This window comes from Planotetraspora silvatica (genome assembly GCF_016863315.1).
In the GTDB taxonomy this organism is placed as follows: Bacteria; Actinomycetota; Actinomycetes; order Streptosporangiales; family Streptosporangiaceae; genus Planotetraspora; species Planotetraspora silvatica.
This window is the reverse complement of record NZ_BOOQ01000044.1, coordinates 1-22976: the sequence shown is the minus strand read 5'-3', so window position 1 is coordinate 22976 and position 22976 is coordinate 1. Positions and strand designations below refer to the sequence as shown.

Below are 22976 nucleotides of genomic sequence, written 5' to 3'. Positions count from 1 at the left end.
TCAGGGGGTCGTAGTGTGCGCGTATGACGGGACACAGGGCCATGAACGGTGACAACGGGACTCGGCGCGCGCTCGCGCGTGCCCGGGACGGCAAGACGCTCGACGTCGCCGAGGCGGCCATCCTGCTGCAGGCGCGCGGCGAGGACCTCGAGGTTCTTCTCGACCATGCCGCGCGCGTAAGGGACGCCGGGCTGTCGGCCGTGGGACGGCCGGGGATCGTGACCTACAGCCGGAAGGTGTTCATCCCGCTGACGCGGCTGTGCCGGGACCGCTGCGGCTACTGCACGTTCGCCACCGCGCCGCACAAGCTCGACAGCGCCTTCATGTCGCCGGACGAGGTCCTCGAGATCGCCCGCCAGGGGGCGGCCATGGGCTGCAAGGAGGCCCTCTTCACCCTGGGGGACCGTCCTGAGGACCGGTGGCACCAGGCCCGCGAATGGCTCGACGCGCACGGCTACGACGACACGCTGTCCTACGTCCGCGCGATGGCGATCCGCGTGCTGGAGGAGACGGGGCTGCTTCCGCACCTCAACCCGGGCGTTCTGACGTGGCGCGACCTCCAGCGGCTGAAGCCGGTCGCCCCCTCGATGGGGATGATGCTCGAGACCACGTCGGAGCGGCTGTTCACGGAGAAGGGCCAGGCGCACTACGGCTCCCCGGACAAGGACCCGGCCGTACGGCTCCGCGTGCTCGAGGACGCCGGACGGTCGAACGTGCCGTTCACCACCGGCATCCTCATCGGCATCGGGGAGACCATCGAGGACAGGGCTGAGTCGATTTTCGCGATCCGCCGGGTCGCGCGGGAGTACGGCGGCGTCCAGGAGGTCATCGTCCAGAACTTTCGCGCCAAGCCCGACACGGCGATGCGCGGCATGCCGGACGCCGACCTGCACGAACTCGCCGCCACGATCGCCGTCGCACGCCTGGTGCTGGGCCCAAAGGTGCGCATCCAGGCCCCGCCCAACCTGATCGGCGACGAGTTCGCGCTGATGCTGCGTGCGGGCATCGACGACTGGGGCGGCGTCTCCCCGCTGACGCCCGACCACGTGAACCCCGAGCGCCCGTGGCCCCAGATCGACGACCTCGCCGCCCGGACCGCCGACGCCGGGTTCGAGTTGCGGGAACGCCTGACCATCTATCCGGAGTACGTGCTGGCGGGTGAGCCCTGGCTGGACCCGCGCCTGCTCGGCCACGTGGAGGCCCTGGCCGACCCCGAGACGGGCCTCGCCCGGCCGGACGCGGTCCTGGAGGGCCGGCCGTGGCAGGAGCCCGATGGGGGCTTCCAGGGCGGTCTGCGGACCTCGGGCCGGTCCGACCTGCACACGGCCATCGACTCCGAGGGGCGGACGCACGACCGCCGCGACGACTTCGACGACGTCTACGGCGACTGGGAGGCCCTGCGCGACCGCCTCCCCAGCGCGGGCCTCAGCCGTACGGGCCGGGTGGACGGAACCGTGCGGGCGGCCCTCCGGCAGGCGGAGAGCGACCCCGCGAGCCTGACGGACGACCAGGCGCTGGCGCTGATCGACCTGGCGGGCGATCCGTCGGGAGCCGGCGCCGACGACGCGGGCCTGGACGAGTTGTGCCGGATCGCGGACGGCCTGCGGCGGGAGGCCGTGGGAGACGACGTGACCTACGTCGTCAACCGCAACATCAACTTCACCAACGTCTGTTACACCGGCTGCCGGTTCTGCGCGTTCGCGCAGCGCCGCACCGACGCGGACGCCTACACGCTGTCGCTGAGCGAGGTGGCCGACCGGGCGCAGGAGGGCTGGGACGCCGGCGCGACCGAGGTGTGCATGCAGGGCGGCATTCATCCCGACATGCCGGGCACCGCCTACTTCGACATCGCCCGGGCGGTCAAGGAACGCACGCCCGACATGCACGTCCACGCGTTCTCGCCGATGGAGGTCATCAACGGCGCGAGCCGTACGAACCTGTCCATCGCCGAGTGGCTGCACGCCGCGAAGGAGGCCGGAGTCGACTCCCTGCCCGGCACCGCGGCCGAGATCCTCGACGACGACGTGCGCTGGGTGCTCACCAAGGGCAAGCTCCCGACCCGGGAGTGGGTGGACGTCGTCACGACCGCGCACAAGGTGGGCATCCCGACGACGTCGACCATGATGTACGGCCACGTGGACACCCATGAGCACTGGGTGCGGCACATCAGGCTGATCCGGTCGATCCAGGAGGACACCGGGGGCTTCAGCGAATTCGTCCTGTTGCCGTTCGTCCACACCAGCGCCCCGATCTACCTCGCCGGGATCGCACGGCCGGGGCCGACCGCCCGCGAGAACCGGGCCGTCCACGCGCTGGCGCGGATCATGCTGCACGGCGCGATCGCGAACATCCAGTGCTCGTGGGTCAAGCTGCAGGACGACCTGTGCCGGTCCGTGCTGGACGGCGGCGTCAACGACCTCGGCGGAACGCTGATGGAGGAGACGATCAGCCGGATGGCGGGATCGGAGAACGGGTCCTACCGCACGATCAGTCAGATGGCCGACATGGTCGCGCCGACCGGGCGGACGCTCCGGCAGCGCACCACGTCGTACGGCACGCCGAGCGCCGAGCGGATGGAGGCGGCCCGGCGGAGCGACGGAGTGTGCGGGAGCGTCCGGCGTACGGTGCCTCTGGTCTCGCTTCGTCCGGCGGGCTCGGGGCGGCCAGTCGCCTAGTCCCGCTTTTTCAGTCCGGGCATGGTGTCGGGGCCGGGTGGGTTATAACAAGTTCTACGTTTCCGGCTGACGACACTTGCGCCGGATGTGGGGGTGCTTGACACAATCATGGCTTCGAGTAAGGAAACTTGACCGACGTTGTGAAGGATGGTCACCGTGCGATCCGGTCGACACCGCACCGGCTTCACCGCCGAACGGCGCCGCCGGCAGGCCATGTGGCGGGGCGCCGTGTCGAGCCTCGCCGTCGTGGCCGTCCTCGCGGGAGCGGTCTTCGCCATCGTGAACAGGGCCGGAGGAGCGTGCTCCGCCCGGGATCCGATCATCGTCAGCGTGGCGTCCGCGGTCGACGTCGCGGCGCCCGTGATGGAGGCGGCTGACGGGTTCAACGCCTCGAACGCGGGGGTGGACGGCCGCTGCGTGCGGGTCCAGGTGGCCGAACAGCCGCCCGCGCCGGTTCTGCGGACGCTCATCGGCGACCGCGCCGGCGTCCTTCCCGGGCGGCCGGACGGCTGGGTGGCCGACTCCACCGCCTGGGTGCGGCTCGCCCGCAAGCAGGGAGCGAAGGACCTCGCACCCGGAGAGGCCGTCGTCGCCACGTCTCCGCTGGTGTTCGCCACCACGCGGGCGCTCGCCAGGAAGTTCGCGGCCGGCCGTACGGCGATGAGCTGGAACATGGTCTTCCCCGCCACCGTCCACGGGCGGTTGCAGCCGACCGAGGACGAGCCGGACATCGTGCGGATCCCCGACCCGTCGACGTCCGGAGCGGGCATCGCGACCGTCGCCGCCGCGCGGGACCTCGTTGGGACGGGGGAGAAGGCGGACAAGGACCTCACCGCCTTCGTCCGGATGGCCCAGGCCGGATCGGCCCCCGACTACAGGAGCACTCTGGCCGCCGTGGGCGACACGGGCCTGTGGACCCGTCCCGTGGCGATCGTGCCCGAGCAGACGGTCTGGTCGCACAACCGCGACGTGTCGGTCGAACCCGTTGCCGCACTCCAGCCCACCGAGGGGACGATCGACCTCGACTATCCGTACGTCGTGACGGCATCGGACAGGGGGAGGGCGGAGGGTTCCCGGCTCTTCGCGCGGTGGTTGCGCACGCCCGCCGTCCAGGAGGAGATGCGGCACGACGGCTTCCGGACGGCGGACGGGAAGGAGCCTCCGTACTGGCCGGGCACGGACATCCCGGTGGAGCAGCCGAAACCCCGGCCGTCGATCACCCCCGAGGTCATCGACGAGGCGCTGGACGCCTGGAGCCGTCTCGCCCCGCCGAGCCGGATCCTCGTCCTGGCCGACGCGTCCAAGGAGACCGCGGAGCCCATCAGGGAGGGCGGCAGGACACGGCACGACGTCGCCGTCGAGGCCGCCACGCTCGGCCTGCAACTGTTCCCGGACGGGACCGATCTCGGGCTGTGGGAGTTCGCCAGGGATCTCGGCGCCGGGCGGGACGAGCGCGAACTCGTGAGCCTCGGCCCGATCGCGGAGCCGGCGGGCGGCCAGGAGATCCGGCGGACCCGGCTGCTGCGGACGGTCCAGGCGATCAAGGCCGCGCCCGGCCGGTCGAGTTCGCTCTACGACGCGATCCTCCGGGGCTTCCGCTCGGTGTCCGAAGGTTACGACCCGCTGATGAACAACTCGCTGCTCCTGCTGACCGCCGGTCGCGACGACGGGAAGGGCGTCTCCCGCGAGAAGCTCGTCGAGGAGTTGCGGGACGAGTGGGATCCGGACAAGCCCGTCCAGGTCATCGTGGTCGCGTTCGGCGAGGGCGCCGACCAGGGTGCGCTGAACGAGATCGTCTCCGTGACGAACGGCCAGCTCTACGTCGCACAGGAGCCGGGCCAGATCATCGACGTGTTCCTCTCCGCGCTGGCCCGGCGGTTGTGTCATCCGACCTGCGGGTCACCGCAGGGTTGATGCGTGCTTAGTGCCGTTTGTCATGGTTTAGCATGGTTCAGCGGGTGACAATGAAGTCGCCCGCATCTCTATGTGGCCGCTCGCGCGCCGGACCCGCCGCGTGGCCGACGGCCACCGCCCCCATCGGATCCCAGTCCTGCGGCAGATCGAGCACCTTGCGCACGACATCCCGGCAGAACATCGTGGACGACACCCATGCGGAGCCGAGGCCTTCCACCGCGAGCTGAACGAGCAGGTTCTCCACGCCCGCGCCCGTCGCCACCACGAACATCTCCCGCTCCGAGGCGTTCCTCCGGTCGTCCCTGTAGGTGTGCGAACCCTCCATGACCAGGCAGGGGACCACCAGGTAGGGGGCGTTCCTCAGCACATCCCCCCGTTTGACCCGCCGGGCGATCGACTCCTCGCTGAAGCCGTCGGAGCGCAGGTCGTCGATCCAGGCGGCCCTCATCGCGTCGAGCAGCTCCGTACGGGCCCGCGGGGTCTCCAGCAGCACGAAACGCCACGGCGTCGTGTGATGGGGGGCGGGCGCGGCGACGGCGGCCGCCACCGCCCGCCGTACGGCCGCCGGGTCGACCTCTTCCCGCGAGAACTCGCGGATCGTCCGGCGGGCGAAGACGACGTCGGCCGAGCCGTACCGGAACATGTCCTCGTCGGCGGGCCGGATGAGAACGCGGGCGCCCGGGCCGTCGTCGGCGGTGACCAGGTCGGCGAGGCCGCGCACGATCGCGATGGGGACGCCGCCGAGTTTGCCCTTCACCAGTTCGCCCGCCGCGGCGATCTCGTCGGCGAGTGCGGTGACGGTCGCGTTGAGCGGATTGCCGTAGGAGTCGGTCCGGCCGCGGAGATCGTCGAGGGGGCGCACTCCGGCGGCGCCGATCGCCACGTCGGTCAGGCCGTGCCGCCAGGGACGTCCGAAGGTGTCGGAGACGATCACGCCGACCTCGACGCCCAGCGCCTCGCGCAGTCCGTCCCTGATCCGCCGGGCGGAGCCGTCGGGGTCCTCGGGCAGCAGCAGGATCGTGCCCGGCGAGGTGTTCGAGGCGTCGACGCCCGCCGCGGCCATGACGAAACCGTGCCTGGTCTGCGCGATGACGGTGTCTCCGCGTCGCGCCACGACGCGGACGGTCTCCTCCTCGATCGCCGCCGTACGGCTGTCGCCCTCGCGGACGCGGCCCTCGGCCTTGCTCACGATCTTCGAGGTGACGACGAGGACGTCGCCGTCCTCAAGGGCGGGGACGGCTTCCGCCACGAGACGGGCGATGTCGTCCCCGGCCTGGACCTCGGGCAGTCCGGGAATGCCGGTGATGGTGATGGCCACGGGTTCCTCTCGGAGCGTGTTCTCGGTAGCGGGTCTTCTCTGCATGATCACGAAACGCGTTTTCGCTGGTGGGCGGGGCCGCCGCCGAAGGTGCGCATGATCACGACCGGGGTGTTCGCAGGTGGGGAGGGTGATCTCCGAACCTGTGCATGATCACGCGTGGAGGGTGTGGGCGAGGGAGAGGGCCGCGGCGGCGATGTCCCTGGTGGCCTCGGGGGAGTCCATGAGAAGGGGCCTGGCCTCGACGGTCACGCCGTCCAGGGCGACGCCCTTGTCCTCCTCGGCCACCAGCCACCCGTCGATGAGGCGGGAGCCGTACAACTCGAGCACCGCCTGCGCGCTGGTCTCGACGCCGATCGCGGTCAGGCAGGCGTCGGCCATGCCCCGCACCGGCGCGCCGCCGATGATCGGGGAGACGCCGACGACCGTCTTGTCCTCCAGCGCCGCCCGGATGCCGGGGATCTGGAGGATGGTCCCGATGCTGACGACCGGGTTCGACGGGGGAAGGATCACCAGGTCCGCCTCGCCGATCGCCTCGAGGACGCCGGGAGCCGGCGTGGCGTCTTCCGCGCCCACCAGACCGATCTGCTCGGCCGGCAGGGAGGCCCGCAGTCTGACCCACCACTCCTGGAAGTGGACGGCCCGCCTGCCGTTCTCGTCCGAGATGACCACATGGGTCTCGGTGCGGTCGTCGGACATCGGCAGGAGCCGCACTCCCGGCTGCCAGCGGTCGCACAACGCCTCGGTCACCTGGGAGAGCGGGTAGCCCGCCGCGAGCATCTGGCTTCGCACGATGTGGGTCGCGAAGTCGCGGTCGCCGAGGCCGAACCACTGGGGTTCCACGCCGTAGGCGGCCAGTTCCTCCTTGACGACGTGGCTCTCGCCGGACCTGCCCCAGCCCTGCTCCTCGTCGATCCCGCCGCCGAGGGTGTACATGACGGTGTCCAGGTCGGGGCAGACCCGGAGGCCGAAGAGGGTGATGTCGTCACCCGTGTTTCCGATGACGGTGATGTCGGAGCCGGGGGCCGCCGCCTTGAGGCCGCGAAGGAACCGGGCGCCGCCGATTCCTCCGGCCAGGGACACGATGCGCATGCCGACAGTCTTCCACCGGCCGTTCAGCGGACTGCGAACACCCACCCCCCGACATGTGCGGCAAACGGGGCTATATGTACATCTGCGCCGAATGAGGTTCTTGGGTCAGCCGACACCAATGTCTGGCATGTGGGAAACTGCCCTGGTGCCTTTTGGACCGATGGGGGTAGTTGTGCTCAAGGTCGAAACCGGACGGCTCCGTGAGCCGGCCGCGCTGGTCATGCTCGCGGTCGCGATCACGAACGTCCTCACCGGCCTGATGCGGCTGCTGATTCCCGTCGGGTCCGGTGCGTCGGCGAACTCCTTCGGCCTGCGCTCCGCCACCGCACTGAAGACCTTCACCGCGCCCACCTCCATCGCCCTCGTCGTGATCGCGGTCCTGCTCGTGATCAAGTTCGGTGAGCGGACGCCGCGGGCCCAACTGGTCGGTCGCATCGCCGCGGGCACCTTGGCCGTGTGCCTCCTGTTCAGCCTCGTCACCGTGCTGGGTGTGCTGTTCGGCGACGTCCTGACCTTCCGCGACAAGTTCGAGAGCCTGATCGTCGGCCTCCCGTCAGCCGGACTGGTATTCCTCGGCCTGGCCTTCGCGGCCAATTCGGCCGCGGGATTCCCGGCGGCCGTCCGGCCGGCCAAGACCGGCGGTGAGGGCCTCTACGACGCCCAGCGTGAGGGCAACGGCTACCCCCAGGATCCGTATGCCGCCCAGGGATACGGCCAGGGGTACGCGCAGACGCCGCAGGGCCAGCCGGCCGCTGACGTCGCGTCGCCGTACGCCCAGCTGCCCGCCCCCGTCGACCAGCAGTACGCGCAGGACCCCTACGCGTCGCTGTACGCGCCGGACAGGTCGCAGGAGGGCTATGGCGCTCCCGCCGCCGCCCAGGGGGCCGGGTACGCGGCCCAGACGCCCTACCCCCAGTCGGCCGCCTCGGCCCCGGACGCGCAGCCGCAGCCGGACTTCCAGACGGGCGCGCACTACTCGGACCAGTACGGCTCGGCCGGCTACCAGCAGGGCCCCGGCGGGCAGGCCTACGGCTCGAACCAGGGATATGGCGCGGACGCGCCCGCCGCCGCGTCCTACGGACAGCAGCCCGACTCCACCGCTCCCGGCCAGACGTACGAGGGCTACCCCCAGTCCCCGGCGTACGACCAGTACGGATACGCGTCACAGCAGCAGCCCCAGTCTCAGCAGCCGCAGGCCGGCGGTTACGCCCAGCAGCCCTTCGGGGGTCAGCAGGAGAGCGGCGGCTTCCAGCAGTCTCAGGGAACCGAGGGGCGCGGGTTCGCCCAGAGCCCCTACCAGGATTCCTCCTTCGGACAGTCCGGCTCCCACGCCGCTCCCGCCCCGGCCGGGCCCTCGGGATCCCACGCCGCCGGCGACGCCAGGCCGTACGAGCAGGCCGACCCCTCCCAGCAGTACGGCCAGCAGGCCGACCCCGCCCAGCAGTACGGCCAGCAGGGCGGCTCGTCCTTCTCCGGCTACTCGGGCGCCCCGTTCCCGCCCGCCGGTGACGCGCCTGCCCAGGGCGGCTTCGACGGCGCCCCCCAGCCCGCCTACGATCAGCCCGCCCCCGCCGACCCCCGGGAGCAGCAGCTCGCCCAGGCCTATCAGCAGGCACAGAGCTACCAGCAGCTCGGAACGCCGACGGACTATCCCCCCACCCCCGCCGCGCCTCCGGCGGCGGACTACTACGGCAACCCTCTGGGCCACCCCCAGCAGCCGGCGCCCTACACGACACCCGGTGGCGCGCCTTCGGACCAGCAGACCACCCGCCTGGACCCTCCCGCCTACCAGGGAGACGCGCTCAGCGGCCCCAGCAGGAGGGAAGAGCCCCTCGACCCGACGGCCATCTACGCCCCCGAACGGTCCCAGGCAAAGTATGAGGAAGGTTCCGGCACTGATCAGGCCGGGCACGGAGCCGACACCAGCCCCCATTGGTATGGTTCCGAACGCTGATAGGACCGAACAACTGGGCGTACGAACCGGGGCAAGCGCGTCTTTCCCCGGGTATCGTTATGCCGCTTGACGCCACACGCGGCACGCGCGTGTAATTACAGACGTGTTGTTACGCCTCCCCGAGGGTGGGTACGGGGGAGGCGTTTTGGGGGGCTCCATTGTGGGCGGGCGAGCGACAGGGAGGTGTGCAATGGCCGATCCGGTCATGGCACAGGCGCTCGATGGTGAGGATCTTGGGTGGCAGGAGCGCGCTTTGTGCGCTCAGACCGACCCCGAGGCGTTCTTTCCCGAGAAGGGTGGCTCCACCAGAGAAGCCAAGAAGGTGTGCCGTTCGTGCGAAGTGCGAGCGGAGTGCCTGGAATACGCGCTCGAGCACGATGAGCGCTTCGGCATCTGGGGTGGGCTCTCTGAGCGGGAACGTCGCAGGATCAAGCGTCAGGCTGTTTGAACCATCTTGAGAACCACGTTGTGAACACTGGGCGGGGGTCACACGTTCCGGATCGGAACGCGTGACCCCCGCTCAGTGCTTCATACGGGTGATCAGCCGGTTCGAGCCGGGCCTCTTCGGATCTATCGGATCTAACGGTTCGGCGCACATGTGATCGGCTGTCCCAGGTTGCCGTATCGTGGGCGGCGCTCAGCCGTACGACGACCCCCAAGGACCTGACGTGCAATCGGTCACCGCGATCGTCGTCGCTCACGACGGCGCACGCTGGCTCAAGGAGACACTGGCGGCGGTCCGGCGCCAGACCCGGCCGCTTGACCGCGTCGTCGGCGTCGACAACGGCAGCCGCGACGGCGGCGGGCAGATGCTGACCGAGGCCTTCGGCGCCGGCAACGTGCTGACCATGCCGAGGTCCACCGGCTTCGGCGAGGCCGTCCACGAAGTCCTGGACAGGCTTCCGCGCGCCCAGGGACACGAACCGCACGTCGACGAGTGGGTCTGGCTGCTCCACGACGACTGCGCCCCCGACCCCCAGGCGCTGCAGGCCCTGCTGTGGGCCGCCGACCAGGATCCGGGCGCCGCGATCCTCGGGCCCAAACTCCTCGACTGGCTCGACAGGCGCTCGCTGCTGGAGATCGGCGTCACCGTCAGCCGATCGGGGATGCGGGACACCGGCCTGGAACCGAGGGAGTACGACCAGGGCCAGCACGACGGCGAGGGCCTCCGCGACGTGCTGTCGGTCTCGACGGCGGGCATGCTGATCCGGCGCGACGTCTGGGACCAGCTGTCCGGCCTCGACCCGGAGCTCCCGCTGTTCCGCGACGACCTCGACCTGTGCTGGCGGGCCCGGGCCGCGGGGCACCGGGTGGTCAACGTGACGGAGGCCGTGGCCTGGCACGCCGAGGCCGCGACCCGACGCCGCAGACGGCTCTCGGTGAGCAACGAGCATCCGCGCAGGCTCGACCGGCGCAACGCGCTGCTGGTCATCATGGCGAACCTGCCGCTCTGGGCGCTGATGCGGTCGATCTTCCGGAACATCTTCGGATCGGTGTTCAGGACCGTCCTGTTCCTCGTGGCCAAGCAACCCGCGAACGCCCTCGACGAGATGGCCGCGCTGGCCTCCGTCATCGGCCGTCCCGGACGGCTGATGCGAGCGCGCAGACGGCGCAGACAGTGGCGTAAGCAGGGATACCCGTCGGTCGCGCGACTGCTCACCCCTTCGGGTGCGGCGTTCAGGCGGCTGGCCGACATGGTGCAGAGCTTCATCGCGGGCGCCGGGCCCGTCGACTCGGCCGGCCGGCACCACGCCGCGGCGGAGACGGACGAGGAGGACGGCGAGGAGTTGCTCAGCGACTCCGGCCTGATGCAGCGGATGTTCACGAGCCCCGGCGTCCTGCTCTGCCTCGTGCTCCTGGCCGTCACTCTGGCGGCCGAGAGGTCGCTTCTCTACGGCGGCCTCCTCGGCGGCGGCTCACTGGTGCCGATCACCGGCGGGGCCTCCGACCTCTGGCGCCTCTACACCGAGAGCCACCACGTGACGGGCCTCGGCTCGGACACCTGGGCCCCTCCGTACGTCGCGCTGCTGGCCCTGGTCTCCACGATCTTCCTGGGCAAGACGTGGCTGGCGGTCTCCGTCCTGCTCCTGGGCTGTGTGCCGCTGGCCGGCTTCTCCGCATACGCGGCGACCAAGAAGATGATCTCGTACACGCCCGCGAGGGTGTGGCTGGCCGCCACCTACGCCCTGTTGCCGGTCGCGACAGGGGTGATCGCGAGCGGGCGCCTGGGCACCGCGATCGTCTTCGTGCTGCTTCCCGTCTACGCGGCGCTCGCGACCAGGATCGTCGCGGGCTCACGCCGCGCGGCCTGGGGGTTCGGCCTCCTCCTCGCGGTCGGCACGGCCTTCGTCCCGCTCCTCTACGTGCTGGTGGCCATCCTGGGCGCGCTCGCGGCGGTGTCCTTCGCCGGCGTGCGCAAAGGCGTGGGCGTGGCGCTCGCGATCGGCCTCGGCACCCCGATCGTCCTGCTCTTCCCGTGGCTCGGCCGGCTCGTCCAGGACCCCGGCCGGATCCTGCTCGAGTCGGGTCTGCACGACATCGCGCTGACCGACCCCCGGCTGGGGGCGGAGAACCTGCTGATGCTGAGCCCCGGCGGCCCCGGCACGCCGCCGATCTGGGTCACCGCGGGCCTGGTGGCCGTCGCGCTCGCCGCCCTGCTCGTACGCCGTCACCAGATGGTCGTGGCGATCGGCTGGGGAGTCATGCTCTTCGGCGTCCTGGTGGCGATCGTCGTCGGCCGCCTGACGGTCCACGGCGTCCCCGTCTGGCCGGGAGTCCCCCTGGCCTTCGCCGCCACCGGGCTGCTCGTGGCGGCCGCCCGCCCGGCCCGCTGGATCGGGGAGTTCGCCGCCACGGGCAGGCTCCGCCGCGTCGCGGCCGGGCTGATCGTCGTCGTGGCGTTCGCGACGCCTCTCGCGGCGGCGGCGGTGTGGGTCAGGTCCGGCGCGGAAGAACCGCTCCAGCGGGGGGTGCGCGACCCCATGCCCCTGCTCGCCGCCGTCGGATCGGCGAAGGGGCAGGGCACGCTGGTGCTGCGCCCGAGGGACGGCGTCGTCACCTACAGCGTCCTGCGCGGCGGCGCCCCCCTGATCGGGGAGTCCGATCTCGAGTCTCCGGAGGACGCCTCCCAGCGGTTCGGCACGGCCGTCGCCGGCCTCGCCTCCGGCCGCGGCGGCACCTACGCCCAGACGCTCGCCCAGTACGGCGTGCAGTTCGTCAGCGTGCCGGGGCCGGTCGAGGCGTCCCTGCACCGCACGCTGGACTCCGAACCGGCTCTGGTGCGGATGAGCCTGTCGGCGGCCGGGGGGTTGTGGCGGCTGGCCCAGCCCGCTCCGGCGCCGCCTCCTCCGTCGGGAGGCGACTCCATGCACAGGATCTGGTTGTGGGCTCAGGCGACCATCCTGCTCGTCATATTGATCCTGGCCTCGCCGGGCGCCCGTACGGCCGAGGCCGAGGAGCAGTACGCCGACGTGCCACAGGAGGAACCCCGGGGACGCCGCCGGGCTGGTGAGGATCGGGTGCCGGTGTGAAGAGTCTGATCGAGAACCGCTTCGGCCTGCTCGCGCTGGTGCTCGTGGCGCTCGGCGCCCTCTACGGCGTCGCCTACGCGAGCCGGCCCGCCCCGGTGGTCCACACGCCGCCCAAGCCCGTCCGGGCCCTCATGGAGTCCCTGACGACCGTCTGCCCGTCTCCTGGCGGCAGCAGGGTGAGCGTGGTGACGCCGCCCGGCGCCCAAGGCCAGGGGAGTGCCACCGTGGGCGAGATCAAGGAGGCCCCGGCCCCCGGTGAGGGCGCCCCGCCCCAGGACCCCCCAGGCAAGGACGCCCCGCAGAAGGGCGCTCCTCAGAAGGGCGTTCCTCAGAAGGGCGCCAAGAAGGGCGCCGCAGACAAGGCGGAGAAGCCGCCGACGGCGCTCGAGCAGCCCGGCGTCCTGTGGCAGCAGGACATGAAGGCCGGCACCGCCCCGCTCGCCGTCGCGGGCACCGGATCGATGGCGGCCGGACTCGAGGCCGCGCAGACGGCGCGGTTGGACGCGGGAAGCCAGCGGGGCCTGGCGTCCACGCGGTGCGTCGAGCCGGGGGCGGACGCCTGGTTCGTCGGGCCCGGGCCCGCCGCGGCCGCCATGACGCTGTACCTCACCAACGCCGACTCCGCCCCCGCCAACGTAGAGGTCATGATCTACGCCGGTGAGGGACCGGTGCTCAGCGACCGGGGGAGCGGCATGGTCCTCCAGCCGGGCGAGCACCGGACGGTCAAGCTGAGCGACCTCGCCCCCTCTCCGCTGGTGATGGCCGTGGAGGTCAGCACGAGCGGCGGACGCGTGGCGGCCGCGATCAAGGCGGTGCTCGGAAAGGACAAGGGCGTCGACTGGCTGCCCGTGGCCGCGCCTCCGTCCACCCAGGTCGTGGTCCCCGGGATCCCGGGTATGGCCGGGCTCCGGGAGCTCTATGTGACGGCTCCGGGCGAGCAGGACACCGTCGTCCAGGTGAAGGCCGTGCTCAAGGACGGTTCCTACGCGCTCAAGAACAAGGAGACCGTCGATGTCCTGGCGGGTTCGACGAGCACCTTCGACCTGTCCACGGGAATCGGCGGCCAGCCCGCCGCCATCGTCCTGACCTCGGACGTCCCGATCATCGCGGGCATGAAGATCACCGGGACGGGCCTGAGCCAGGACGTCGCCTTCACCGCGGGGGCGTCGCCCATCGATCTGGGCAGCGTCGTGGCGGACAACCGGGTCACCCGCAAGCAGGAGTCACGTCTGGTCCTGTCGGCCCCGTCCGCGGAGGCCACGCTCAAGGTCCAGTTGGTGCCGAAGAGGGGCGCCGTGCCGGAGCCCGTCGAGGTCAAGGTGCCCGCCGCCCGGACCAAGGAGATCAAGCTGGCCGCACCGCCGGGTGGCGAGTCGGGGTTCAGCGTCGTCATCCAGCCGCAGCCCGGGTCGGGACCCGTGTACGGCGGACGGGTGCTCATCGAGGACACCCCCAGCGGTCAGCTGATCACGGTCCAGCCGCTCGCTCCCGCGACCATCTGGGCGCTCGTCCCGCCCACCGCCGACTCGCCGAGCGCCGTCCTGCCGTGAAGAGGGCCGCTCTAGTGGCGGTCGTCGTATCCGGGGTCGATCGTCTCGGGGGTCTGACCGAGAAGGCTGGCGACCTGCTCCACGACGACGTCGAAGACGAGCGTGCCGAGCTGGTCCCGGTCTCGTGCGCGCGCCTCGAGGGGGCGGCGATAGACGACCACCGCGGCGGGATCCCCACCGCTCGCCGGATCGGCCCTGCCGAAGGGGATGGGGTCGGACGACAATCTCGCGGGCCCGTCGATCAGCTCGTTCACCGGGGGGACCTCTTCGACGGCGAACTCGACGGAGGCGAGCTGGGCGCCCCAGCGCGGTTTGAGCCGGTCGACCGCCTCGAGCACCAGGTCGTCGAACCGTTCGCCGCGGGACTTCGAGATGGGCACGTGAGATGGGGCCAGCGGGCCGCGCATCCCGCGGCCGTGCCGATCACGTCGGCGCACGCGTCGCTTCGGCTGCGGCATGTCGCCACGCTCGCTCGGCTCTGTCACGGAGTCAGCTTAAAGCGCCGCCCGTGACGCGCGGCGAGCCGTATCGCCGCTGTCCGAATTGTGGCGACACGCTCGATAAGAGCTTCGGGGTGGTGGCAATGTGCACGCGGACCGGATACGGTCCCTCCGTGAGCCCCGTCCGCAGCTGTTCCCGTACCGCCTGCAGGCAGCCTGCCGTCTTCACACTCACGTATGTCTACGCCGACTCGACCGCCGTCCTCGGGCCCCTGGCGACGTACGTCGAGCCGCACTGTTACGACCTGTGTGCGGAGCACGCGGAACGGCTCACTGCGCCACGCGGCTGGGAGGTCGTCCGCCTCCCGTCGGAGGCCGGCTCGCCCAGCGGAGACGATCTCGAGGCGCTCGCCAACGCGGTCCGCGAGGCCGCCCGCCCCGCCCCCGCCGCGGGGGAGCCCATCGGCCAGGCGGTCGAGGTCGGCAGGCGAGGGCACCTCCGGGTCCTGAAGTCGGCCCAGCCCAACCGGGAGCGGTGACCTCCTCGTAACGGCACCGCGATTTCACCCGCCGTACGGAACGATCAGGCGCTATAGGCTCATGTGCGAGACATCAAGGAGTCCGGGGACTGTCGTGGCCGATCTCAGCAGGATTTTCAAGGCGTACGACGTGCGCGGCGTCGTGCCGGACGAGCTCGACGAGGAGGCCGCCGAGGCCGTCGGAGCGGCGTTCGTCGAGGTGACCGATGCCGCGGCCATGGTGATGGCCTATGACATGCGGCCCTCCTCGGTCCCGCTGGCCGCGGCCTTCGCGCGCGGGGCGACCTCGCGCGGCGCCGACGTCGTGAACGCCGGCCTCGGCTCGACGGACCTCCTCTACTACGCCAGCGGCGCCCTCGGGCTCCCCGGGGTCATGTTCACCGCCAGCCACAACCCCGCGCGGTACAACGGCATGAAGATGTGCCGGGCCGGCGCGGTGCCTGTGGGCGCGGACACGGGCCTCACCGAGATCCGCGACCGTGCCGCCGAGCTGCTGGCCGCCGGTCTGGGCGGCGTCCCGGGCAAGGGCGAGGTGACGCGGCGGGACCTGCTGACGGACTACGCCGGGCACCTCAAATCGCTGGTCGACCTGTCGGGCATCCGGCCGCTCAAGGTCGTGGTCGACGCCGGCAACGGCATGGGCGGATACACGGTTCCCCCCGTCTTCCAGGGGCTGCCGATCGAGCTGACCGCGCTCTACTTCGAGCTCGACGGGACCTTCCCCAACCACGAGGCGAACCCGCTCGAGCCGGCGAACCTGCGCGACCTGCAGCAGGCGGTCGTCGACCGGGGAGCCGACATCGGCCTGGCGTTCGACGGCGACGCCGACCGCTGCTGGGTGATCGATGAGAACGGCGAGTCGGTCTCCCCGTCCACGATCACCTCGCTGGTCGCCGTCCGGGAGCTGGCCCGGCATCCGGGGGCCACGGTCATCCACAACCTGATCACGTCCCAGGGCGTCCCGGAGATCGTCGCCGAGCACGGCGGCGTCCCGGTGCGCACGCGTGTGGGGCACTCGTTCATCAAGGCCGAGATGGCCAGGACCGGCGCCGTCTTCGGGGGCGAGCACTCGGCCCACTACTACTTCCGTGACTTCTGGTTCGCCGACTCCGGGATGCTGGCCGCGCTGCACGTGCTGGCGGCGCTCGGCGAACAGGACAGGCCGCTGTCGGAGACGCTGTCGCCCTACGCGCGGTATGCGGCGTCGGGCGAGCTGAACAGCACGGTCTCCGACCAGGGCGCGGCGCTCGACAGGGTTCGCGCGACATTCTCGGGACGAGAGGGTGTTAGGTTCGACGAGCTGGACGGTCTCACCGTGACCGGCTCCGGCTGGTGGTTCAACCTGCGCCCGTCCAACACCGAGCCGCTGCTGCGGCTCAACGCCGAGGCGACCGACGAGAACATGATGGCCACCGTGCGCGACGAAGTGCTCGCTGTGGTAAGGAGCTGACCGAGTTGAAGATCGACGACTGGCTGCTGGACATTCTGGCCTGTCCGGCGTGCAAGTCCCCCCTGCGTGTGGAGAGCGACACCGACGAGCTCGCCTGCACGTCCTCGGAGTGCGGGCTGGTCTATCCGGTCCGCGACGACATCCCGGTTCTCCTGGTCGACGAGGCTCGCAAGGCATGACCGACGCCGGAGCGGCGCCCGGCACGGTGTTCGAGCCGGATCGCCTCGACGACCAGGCATATCTGGCCGAGGGCGATCCCTCGGGCGTGCTGCGGGCCGTCGCGTCCTCGGCGGCTCGGGTGCGCACCGCCTACCGGGCCGCCGTCGAGGCGCAGGTGGCCTCCCTCGCGCGGTTCGGCCGTCCCCGGGCGATCGTGGTGGTGGGCACGGGCGGCTCCGCCGTGACGGGCGACGTGCTCGACGCCGTCATCGGGTACGGCGCGCCGTTGCCGGTCGTCACCGTCCGCGGCCACCGGCTGCCGGGCTGGGTCGGCGCCGCCGACATCGTCATGGCGGTCTCGCGTCCCGGCGACGGCGAGGAGACCTTCGCCCCGGCGGCGGAAGCCGCCCGGCGCGGCGCCTCGATCATGGGTGTCGGACCGGCGCGGTCCCCGCTCGAGCATGTGGTGACGCGGGCCGGCGGGCCGTACGTGCCGCTGGAGGGCGAGGCCGCGCGGCCGGGCGGGACGTTGTGGGAACTCGCCGTCCCGCTGGTCGTCGCGGCCTCGGCGCTCGGGCTGGTGGAGGCCGGCGAGGACGTGTTCGAGGCGGCGGCCGTGCGGCTGGAGGACATCGCCCACCGATGCCGGCCGTCCAGCGAGTCGTTCATCAACCCCGGGAAGACGCTCGCGACCGAGCTGGCGGGGAGCGTCCCGATGATCTGGGGCAGTTCACCCCTGGCCGGGGCCGCGGCCCGTTGGCTGGCGTTCCGGCTCAACGAGATCGCCAAATATCCGGCCATCTGGGGAGAGATCCCGGAGAGCCGGCATCAGCTCGCCGCGTTCAGCGGGCCCCTCGCGGGGCGGGACGTCTTCGCCGACCCCTTCGCCGACGAGCCGGGTGGCGAGGGCGCCAAGCTGCGCCTCGTCCTGCTGCGTGACGCCGAGGAGCAGGAGCAGGTCGTCAGGAACCGTACGGCGGCCGTCGGGCTGGCCGAGGACAGGGGCGTTCCCGTCTCCGAGGTCGTGGCCGACGGCGTCCAGCCGCTGGAGCGGCTCGCGTCGCTGATCGGTCTGGGCGACTACGCGGCCGTCTATGCCGCGCTGGGATACGGCATCGACCCGGAGTCGTTTTCGGACGTCACGGAACTCAGGGCCTGAATTTCGCTCTAGGATCTTTTTGGCCGATTCCTGAGGAGTTCTTGTGAGTGCGAGTGGCGGATCCAAGGCGATCATCGCGGCGCTGAGCGCCAACCTGGCGATCGCGGTGGCGAAATTCGTGGCGTTCATCTTCACGGGGTCGTCATCGATGCTCGCGGAGTCCGTCCACTCGGTGGCCGACTCCGGGAACCAGGCTCTGCTGCTGCTGGGCGGCAAACGGGCGGAGCGGGCGCGGACCCGCACCCACCCGTTCGGGTTCGGCCGTGAGCGGTACTTCTACGCCTTCGTCGTGGCCCTCGTGTTGTTCAGCATCGGCGCGCTGTTCTCCATCTACGAGGGCTGGCACAAGATCGCTGACCCGCACCCCGTGGAGTCGCCCATCTGGGCCTTCGGTGTGCTGATCTTCGCCATCATCGCCGAGGGCTTCTCGTTCAGGACCGCCATCAAGGAGTCGTTGCCCCACAAGGGCGACGCGTCGTGGGTGAGGTTCATCCGCAGGGCCAAGGCCCCCGAGTTGCCCGTCGTCCTGCTGGAGGACCTCGGCGCGCTGCTGGGCCTCATCTTCGCGCTATTCGGCGTGACCATGGCCGTGGTCACCGGCGACGCCGTCTGGGACGGCATCGGGACGATCATGATCGGCGTGCTGCTCGCCGTCATCGCCTTCGTCCTCGCGATGGAGACCAAGTCCCTGCTGATCGGGGAGAGCGCCGCGCCCGAGGTCGAGGAGCAGATCTGCGCGGCCCTGGAGAACGCCCCCGAGGTCACCAAGGTCATCCACCTCCGCACGCTCCACCTGGGCCCCGAGGAGCTCCTCGTGGCGGCGAAGATCGCGGTCGACCACGACGACACGGCGACCGAGATCGCCAGGGGGATCGACGAGGCCGAGCAGCGCGTCCGCGCCGCCGTCCCGATCGCCCGGGTCATCTACCTGGAGCCCGACCTCGATCGCGCCGAGCAGGCGCCCTCATCGCAGGTGCGGTGACGGGACGACCCTCGACGCCCCGTCGGGTCACCGGCCGCTCTCGCGTCCGCTGCGCCTCTCCGCTGCGCCGTGATGGTGCGCCGGGGACATAACTCGTCGCGATTTATCGGGATATCTCGGAATCTTTCGAGGTTGAGGGCGACAGTGGTACCCGCCGATCGCACTGCGACCTGGAGCGCAGCGTGACGAAAATGTGATGCGTGTTTCCTTTACCTCTCCGTACCCGTGGGTAACTTGGGCTTTACCCATTTTGCCTCGCGGGAGGTGCCCATGGTCGAGCAGGGACGTGTGCGATGGAAGCGCTTCGCGCTGGTCTTCGTGCCCGCGATCGCGATCGCCTCGGTGCTCGTCGGAGCCACCGCGGAAGGCGCGATCGGAGCGTCGTTCGTGGTCTCGGGCGACACCTTCAAGGTCTCCGCCGACAAGCTCCGGGGGCAGGGGTTCGTCCAGTACGGCAGCCTGGTCCAGAACAAGAAGGGCCAGAAGATCCCCGTCGCGGTGTCGGGCATCCGGCACGCCACGCTCACGAACATGTGCCAGACCGTGCTGGTCGACTCGCCGGTGGGCGCGGTGACCATCAAGCTGACCGCGGGGACGGGCAAGAGCCCCGTGGTCGCGGAGAACATGATCGTCGATGCGTCCCAGTTGCAGGGCAACGCCGTCTTCACGCGCATCCAGGTGGGCAGGGACGCCGGGACCCTCGACGCGGTCTCCGGCGGAGCGGGTGCCTCGGGGATGTTCGGGCAGCAGGCCAGTGCCGTCACGATCACCGGCTTCAAGCAGGTCTCGTGGGCCGTCAATGCGGCGACCTTCAAGTTGCCCGGCCTCAAGCTGACGGTCGAGCCCGGTAAGCACGAGTGCTTCTGATGTCCTCGCCGTCGGGGCCCGTCTTCCGGGTGCCTCTGCTCCGGGTGCCGCTTCGGGTGTCTCTGCCCGGGGACACGTCGTCCGGCCGTTTCGGCAGGCGTTCGTGAGCGATGCGACGCCGTGGCGCAGGACCCGGCCCTTCTGGGGCGGCCTGCTGACCATCCTCGGCGGGGTGGAACTGCTGAGCATCCCGTTCGCCTCGCAGGCGTTGCCCCTGGTGATCCAGTCGGGCACGGTCGGGGCCAGCTATCTGATCGCGCTGGTGCTGATCGCCGTCGGCCTGCTGCTGTGGTGGCAGCCCGGCCAGCGGATCTTTCTGGGCGTCGTGGCCGTGCTCGTGTCGCTCGCGTCCTTCGTCTACGCCAATCTGGGCGGATTCCTCGTCGGCATGTTGCTGGGCCTCGTCGGAGGGGCGCTCGCGGCGGCTTGGACCCCCGAGCCCGCCGCGGACGAGCCGGCTGACTCGCAGGCCCCGCCGGCGGCGACGGGGCTGACCTTCACGCGGCGGCGCGTCGTCAGCGGCGACGAACTCGCGAACGCGCTTCCCGCCTCTCCTGACGAGCCCTCCGGTGGCGCCTCGAGCGTGTGGATCGGGCGGGTCAAGGACGCGTCGGCCGGTGTCTCAGCCGGTGATTCGGGCGGTGATTCGGCTAGAGCCGAGGGGTCCGCGGCGCCGGGCCGGGAGCCCTTGCCCGGCGACGGTGGTTCGACCGGTGGTGGCGGTAGCGGCGGCAGTGGCGGCAGTGGCGGCGGTGCCCACAGCGCCGGCCGTCCGGATGACGGTACGGCGGGCCCGGGTCACGGTCTGGGTCACGGTCCTAGTGGCGGCGGTTCGGGTGCCGGACCGGGCGGGAAGGCGGGCCCTGGCGGCAGGGTGCTGGCGATCGCCGCACTGCCGCTGGTCCTGATGTCCGGAACCGCGCTGCACGCGACCGGGGCGATCAGCGGTCCCGCGGCGCCGGTGGTGGCCACAGAGGCGGCGTCGGTGAGCGCGCCGTCGCTGACCATGACGGGGATGAAGTTCCACGGCGTCGTGGAACTGCCCACCCAGAACGGCACGGTCAAGATGTTGTGGTTCACCATGGACCGGGCAGTGTTGTCCGGGCCGCGGCAGACGATGGGACGCACCACCCTGACGGGGAGCACCTTCACCTTCGCTGGAAACGTCGACATCTACACGACCAAGATGACCGGCACGCTCCTCGGCCTGCACCAGGAGTTCACGGCCGAGCACCCCAATGTGCTGGTCAGGGCACTGAAGTTGGTGCCGAGGCTGGACCTTCCGCTGACCATGACCGACATCGTGAGCGAGCAGCCGTACGTCACGGCGGACTCCCTCCAGGCCGAGGGCCTGCGGCTGGTCGTCGCGCCCTGACCCGCCGGGGTCAGCCGGGGTCACGGTCCCCGGCCCGGACGAGCCCGGTCTCGTACGCGTGGATCACGGCCTGGGTGCGGTCGCGGAGGCCGAGTTTGGCCAACAGCCGTGCCACATGGGTCTTCACCGTGTGCTCGGTCACGACCAGCTCCGCCGCGATCTCGGAGTTGGACAACCCGCGGGCGATCAACTGGAGGACCTCCGATTCCCGTGGCGTGAGCGACGTCGCCGCCGCGGCCCGCCGTCGCGCGGTGAACTCGGCGATCAGGCGCCTGGTCACCTGTGGTGCGAGCAGCGCGTCCCCACGCGCGACGACGCGCACCGAGTCCGCCAGATCGTCGGCCCGGATGTCCTTCAGAAGGAAGCCGCTCGCCCCCGCGAGGAGCGCCTCGTAGACGTACTCGTCCAGGTCGAAGGTCGTGATCATGAGTGCTTTGGCGCCCAGCCCGGTGACGGCCCGGGCGACCTCGATGCCGTTCATGACCGGCATGCGGATGTCGAGCAGGGCGACGTCGGGACGTTCGGCGCGCGCGAGCCGTACGGCCTCTCCGCCGTCGGCGGCGGCGCCGACGACGGCGATGTCCGGTTGTGCGGCGAGCACGGCGGTGAACCCCCTGAGCACCACCGGCTGGTCGTCGGCCACGAGAACCTTGATCATTCGAGCGGAAGCCCTGCCTGGATGAGGAAGCCTCCGGCCGGGGCCGGTCCGGCGACGAACCAGCCGCCCAGGGCCACGGCCCGTTCCCGCATGCCGATCAGCCCGTGCCCCGGAGTCTCGCGCGGTCTGTCCGCGGTGTCTTCCTGCGCCGAGGGGCCGGGGCCGTCGTCGGCGATCCTGAGGGCGAGCAGCGTGGGCCGATAGGTGATCTCGATGGAGACCCGGGCCCCCGGAGCGTGTGTTCTGGCGTTGGTCAGGGACTCCTGGATGATCCGGTAGGCCGACACGTCCACGGCCTGCGGGAGTTCCTTATCCTCCCCGACGATGTCGAGATCCACGTCACCGCCGTGATGTTCGAGCAGTTCGGGCAGTTGGGCCAGCCCCGGCTGCGGTGCCATCTCCGGAGGAACGTCCGCGCGGAGCACCCCGAGCAGCCGCCGCATCTCGGTCAGCGTCCCGCGGGCCGCCGTGGCGATCTCCGCGAACTCCTGCTTGGCCTCGTCGCTCAGGTTCGTGATGGTGTACGGCGCGGTCTCGGCCTGGACCGCGACCATGGAGATGGAATGGGCGACGACGTCGTGCATCTCCCTGGCGATCCGCGCCCGCTCGGCCATGGCCGCCTGCTCCCGCAGCGTCTCCAGATTGTCCGCGCGCACCTCCCTGACCTCTGTCCGGCTCCGCCGTACGTCGGCCAGCATGGTCACCCCTGCGAGCAGGACCGCTCCGCCGACGGCCGCGATCAGGAAAAAGGGGTACCGGTACACGTAGGCGCCACCGGCGGCGACGAGGAACAGGGGCACCCCGATGACCCCCGCGAAGAGCCAGGCCGCCCGCCGGTTCAGTTCGCGCTGGATCGTGTAGAAGGACAGCGCCGCCGATATGAGCACGGGGAGCACCCAGGCGGCGGGCATCTGCGGGAACATCGCGATGAGGACGGCGCCGAGGAACGTGAGGACGACGGTCAGCCACGGGTAGGCGCGGCGCATGACCTGCGGTCCAGTCGCCAGGACGATGCCCGCCATCTCTATGGCCCCATTTGCGTACCTTGCGCCCAGGAGCCCGAAGAACGGCCAGGGTGACGCCGATCAGGAGATCCATGGGGGAACTCAGCGCCTTGCGGAGATCGAACGAGGCGATGTTCCGTTCGACCTGGTCGATTCCTGTCGTCAGGTTCACGCCTGGAATTGTCCGCCGATCTCCCTGAGGTGTCGTCACTCCAGAGAGCGACCTCGGGGTCACTCGAGTCGCGGGGTCACCCGAGTCGCCGGGGCCGTGGGGTCACTGGGGTCGTGGGGTCACTGGGGTCGTGGGGTC

18 protein-coding genes are annotated in these 22976 nt (G+C 70.9%); 13 read left to right on the top strand and 5 right to left on the bottom strand.

The genetic code is table 11. From position 1 onward, the window contains the following. Positions 1-23 precede the first annotated feature (23 nt). Together Psi02_RS29845 and Psi02_RS29840 are read left to right on the top strand one after the other, a co-directional pair. Complete coding sequence (locus Psi02_RS29845; protein WP_239095276.1) at positions 24-2675, top strand: bifunctional FO biosynthesis protein CofGH; 2652 nt, start codon at positions 24-26, stop codon at positions 2673-2675. Between the two features lie 156 nt (positions 2676-2831). Next, positions 2832-4589 (top strand): substrate-binding domain-containing protein, encoded by a 1758-nt coding sequence (locus tag Psi02_RS29840; RefSeq protein WP_239095275.1) that lies wholly within the window; start codon positions 2832-2834, stop codon positions 4587-4589. Between the two features lie 37 nt (positions 4590-4626). Here Psi02_RS29840 and Psi02_RS29835 read toward each other — a convergent pair whose 3' ends face one another. Both Psi02_RS29835 and cofD read right to left on the bottom strand, forming a co-directional pair. Then, positions 4627-5952, bottom strand: a complete 1326-nt coding sequence (locus tag Psi02_RS29835) for a coenzyme F420-0:L-glutamate ligase (RefSeq protein ID WP_203979166.1) — start codon at positions 5950-5952, stop codon at positions 4627-4629. 108 nt (positions 5953-6060) lie between these two features. Then, a complete protein-coding gene (gene cofD, locus Psi02_RS29830; protein WP_203957004.1) occupies positions 6061-6999 on the bottom strand; it encodes a 2-phospho-L-lactate transferase in 939 nt (312 codons plus the stop codon). Positions 7000-7171: 172 nt separating this feature from the next. Between cofD and Psi02_RS29825 the strand changes: the two genes are divergently transcribed. The 4 genes from Psi02_RS29825 to Psi02_RS29810 all read left to right on the top strand — a co-directional run bounded on the left by Psi02_RS29825 (position 7172) and on the right by Psi02_RS29810 (position 14033). Beyond that, positions 7172-8953: a hypothetical protein gene (locus Psi02_RS29825; RefSeq protein WP_203979165.1), complete on the top strand. Its 1782-nt coding sequence runs from the start codon at positions 7172-7174 to the stop codon at positions 8951-8953. 190 nt (positions 8954-9143) lie between these two features. After that, on the top strand, positions 9144-9401 hold the full coding sequence (locus Psi02_RS29820; RefSeq protein WP_203885026.1) for a WhiB family transcriptional regulator: 258 nt from the start codon (positions 9144-9146) through the stop codon (positions 9399-9401). A gap of 178 nt (positions 9402-9579) precedes the next feature. Further along, complete coding sequence (locus Psi02_RS29815; RefSeq protein WP_239095273.1) at positions 9580-12483, top strand: glycosyltransferase family 2 protein; 2904 nt, start codon at positions 9580-9582, stop codon at positions 12481-12483. Continuing rightward, entirely contained in the window at positions 12480-14033 is a 1554-nt protein-coding gene (locus Psi02_RS29810) for a DUF5719 family protein (RefSeq protein WP_203979164.1), read from the top strand. Before Psi02_RS29815 ends, Psi02_RS29810 begins: the two co-directional genes overlap by 4 nt. Positions 14034-14044: 11 nt before the next feature. Here the strand turns inward: Psi02_RS29810 and Psi02_RS29805 are convergent, their stop codons facing one another. Beyond that, on the bottom strand, positions 14045-14518 hold the full coding sequence (locus Psi02_RS29805) for a metallopeptidase family protein (RefSeq protein WP_373317707.1): 474 nt from the start codon (positions 14516-14518) through the stop codon (positions 14045-14047). Between the two features lie 128 nt (positions 14519-14646). Here Psi02_RS29805 and Psi02_RS29800 point away from each other — a divergent pair, with 128 nt between their 5' ends. The 7 genes from Psi02_RS29800 (at position 14647) to Psi02_RS29770 (ending at position 21004) form a co-directional block, all read left to right on the top strand. After that, positions 14647-15012 carry a DUF3499 domain-containing protein gene (locus tag Psi02_RS29800; protein WP_203885029.1) on the top strand — a complete coding sequence of 122 codons (366 nt, stop codon included), beginning with the start codon at positions 14647-14649 and terminating at the stop codon, positions 15010-15012. 94 nt (positions 15013-15106) lie between these two features. Further along, positions 15107-16462 carry a phosphomannomutase/phosphoglucomutase gene (locus tag Psi02_RS29795; RefSeq protein ID WP_203979163.1) on the top strand — a complete coding sequence of 452 codons (1356 nt, stop codon included), beginning with the start codon at positions 15107-15109 and terminating at the stop codon, positions 16460-16462. Positions 16463-16467: 5 nt separating this feature from the next. Then, positions 16468-16641 (top strand): Trm112 family protein, encoded by a 174-nt coding sequence (locus Psi02_RS29790; protein ID WP_203956999.1) that lies wholly within the window; start codon positions 16468-16470, stop codon positions 16639-16641. Next, positions 16638-17780 (top strand): SIS domain-containing protein, encoded by a 1143-nt coding sequence (locus Psi02_RS29785; RefSeq protein WP_203979162.1) that lies wholly within the window; start codon positions 16638-16640, stop codon positions 17778-17780. The genes Psi02_RS29790 and Psi02_RS29785 overlap by 4 nt, the downstream gene beginning before the upstream one ends. 43 nt (positions 17781-17823) lie before the next feature. After that, positions 17824-18762, top strand: a complete 939-nt coding sequence (locus tag Psi02_RS29780; RefSeq protein ID WP_203979161.1) for a cation diffusion facilitator family transporter — start codon at positions 17824-17826, stop codon at positions 18760-18762. A gap of 270 nt (positions 18763-19032) precedes the next feature. Beyond that, on the top strand, positions 19033-19629 hold the full coding sequence (locus tag Psi02_RS29775) for a DUF6230 family protein (RefSeq protein ID WP_203979160.1): 597 nt from the start codon (positions 19033-19035) through the stop codon (positions 19627-19629). 103 nt (positions 19630-19732) lie between these two features. Beyond that, positions 19733-21004: a DUF6114 domain-containing protein gene (locus Psi02_RS29770; protein WP_203979159.1), complete on the top strand. Its 1272-nt coding sequence runs from the start codon at positions 19733-19735 to the stop codon at positions 21002-21004. A gap of 10 nt (positions 21005-21014) precedes the next feature. On the opposite strand, the gene Psi02_RS29765 is transcribed toward Psi02_RS29770, so the two are convergent. Together Psi02_RS29765 and Psi02_RS29760 are read right to left on the bottom strand one after the other, a co-directional pair. Next, a complete protein-coding gene (locus Psi02_RS29765; RefSeq protein WP_203979158.1) occupies positions 21015-21662 on the bottom strand; it encodes a response regulator in 648 nt (215 codons plus the stop codon). Beyond that, the gene (locus Psi02_RS29760) at positions 21659-22684 is read right to left on the bottom strand and encodes a sensor histidine kinase (protein ID WP_203979157.1); all 1026 of its coding nucleotides are present in this window, start codon (positions 22682-22684) and stop codon (positions 21659-21661) included. Before Psi02_RS29760 ends, Psi02_RS29765 begins: the two co-directional genes overlap by 4 nt. Positions 22685-22976: the final 292 nt, after the last annotated feature.

Bases quoted from the DNA above. Each gene is read 5' to 3' on its own strand.
- Psi02_RS29845 (WP_239095276.1), top strand. From the start codon at position 24: ATGACGGGACACAGGGCCATGAACGGTGACAACGGGACTCGGCGCGCG.
- Psi02_RS29835 (WP_203979166.1), bottom strand. From the start codon at position 5,952: ATGCAGAGAAGACCCGCTACCGAGAACACGCTCCGAGAGGAACCCGTG.
- cofD (WP_203957004.1), bottom strand. From the start codon at position 6,999: ATGCGCATCGTGTCCCTGGCCGGAGGAATCGGCGGCGCCCGGTTCCTT.
- Psi02_RS29820 (WP_203885026.1), top strand. From the start codon at position 9,144: ATGGCCGATCCGGTCATGGCACAGGCGCTCGATGGTGAGGATCTTGGG.
- Psi02_RS29785 (WP_203979162.1), top strand. From the start codon at position 16,638: ATGACCGACGCCGGAGCGGCGCCCGGCACGGTGTTCGAGCCGGATCGC.
- Psi02_RS29775 (WP_203979160.1), top strand. From the start codon at position 19,033: ATGGTCGAGCAGGGACGTGTGCGATGGAAGCGCTTCGCGCTGGTCTTC.
- Psi02_RS29765 (WP_203979158.1), bottom strand. From the start codon at position 21,662: ATGATCAAGGTTCTCGTGGCCGACGACCAGCCGGTGGTGCTCAGGGGG.
- Psi02_RS29760 (WP_203979157.1), bottom strand. From the start codon at position 22,684: ATGGCGGGCATCGTCCTGGCGACTGGACCGCAGGTCATGCGCCGCGCC.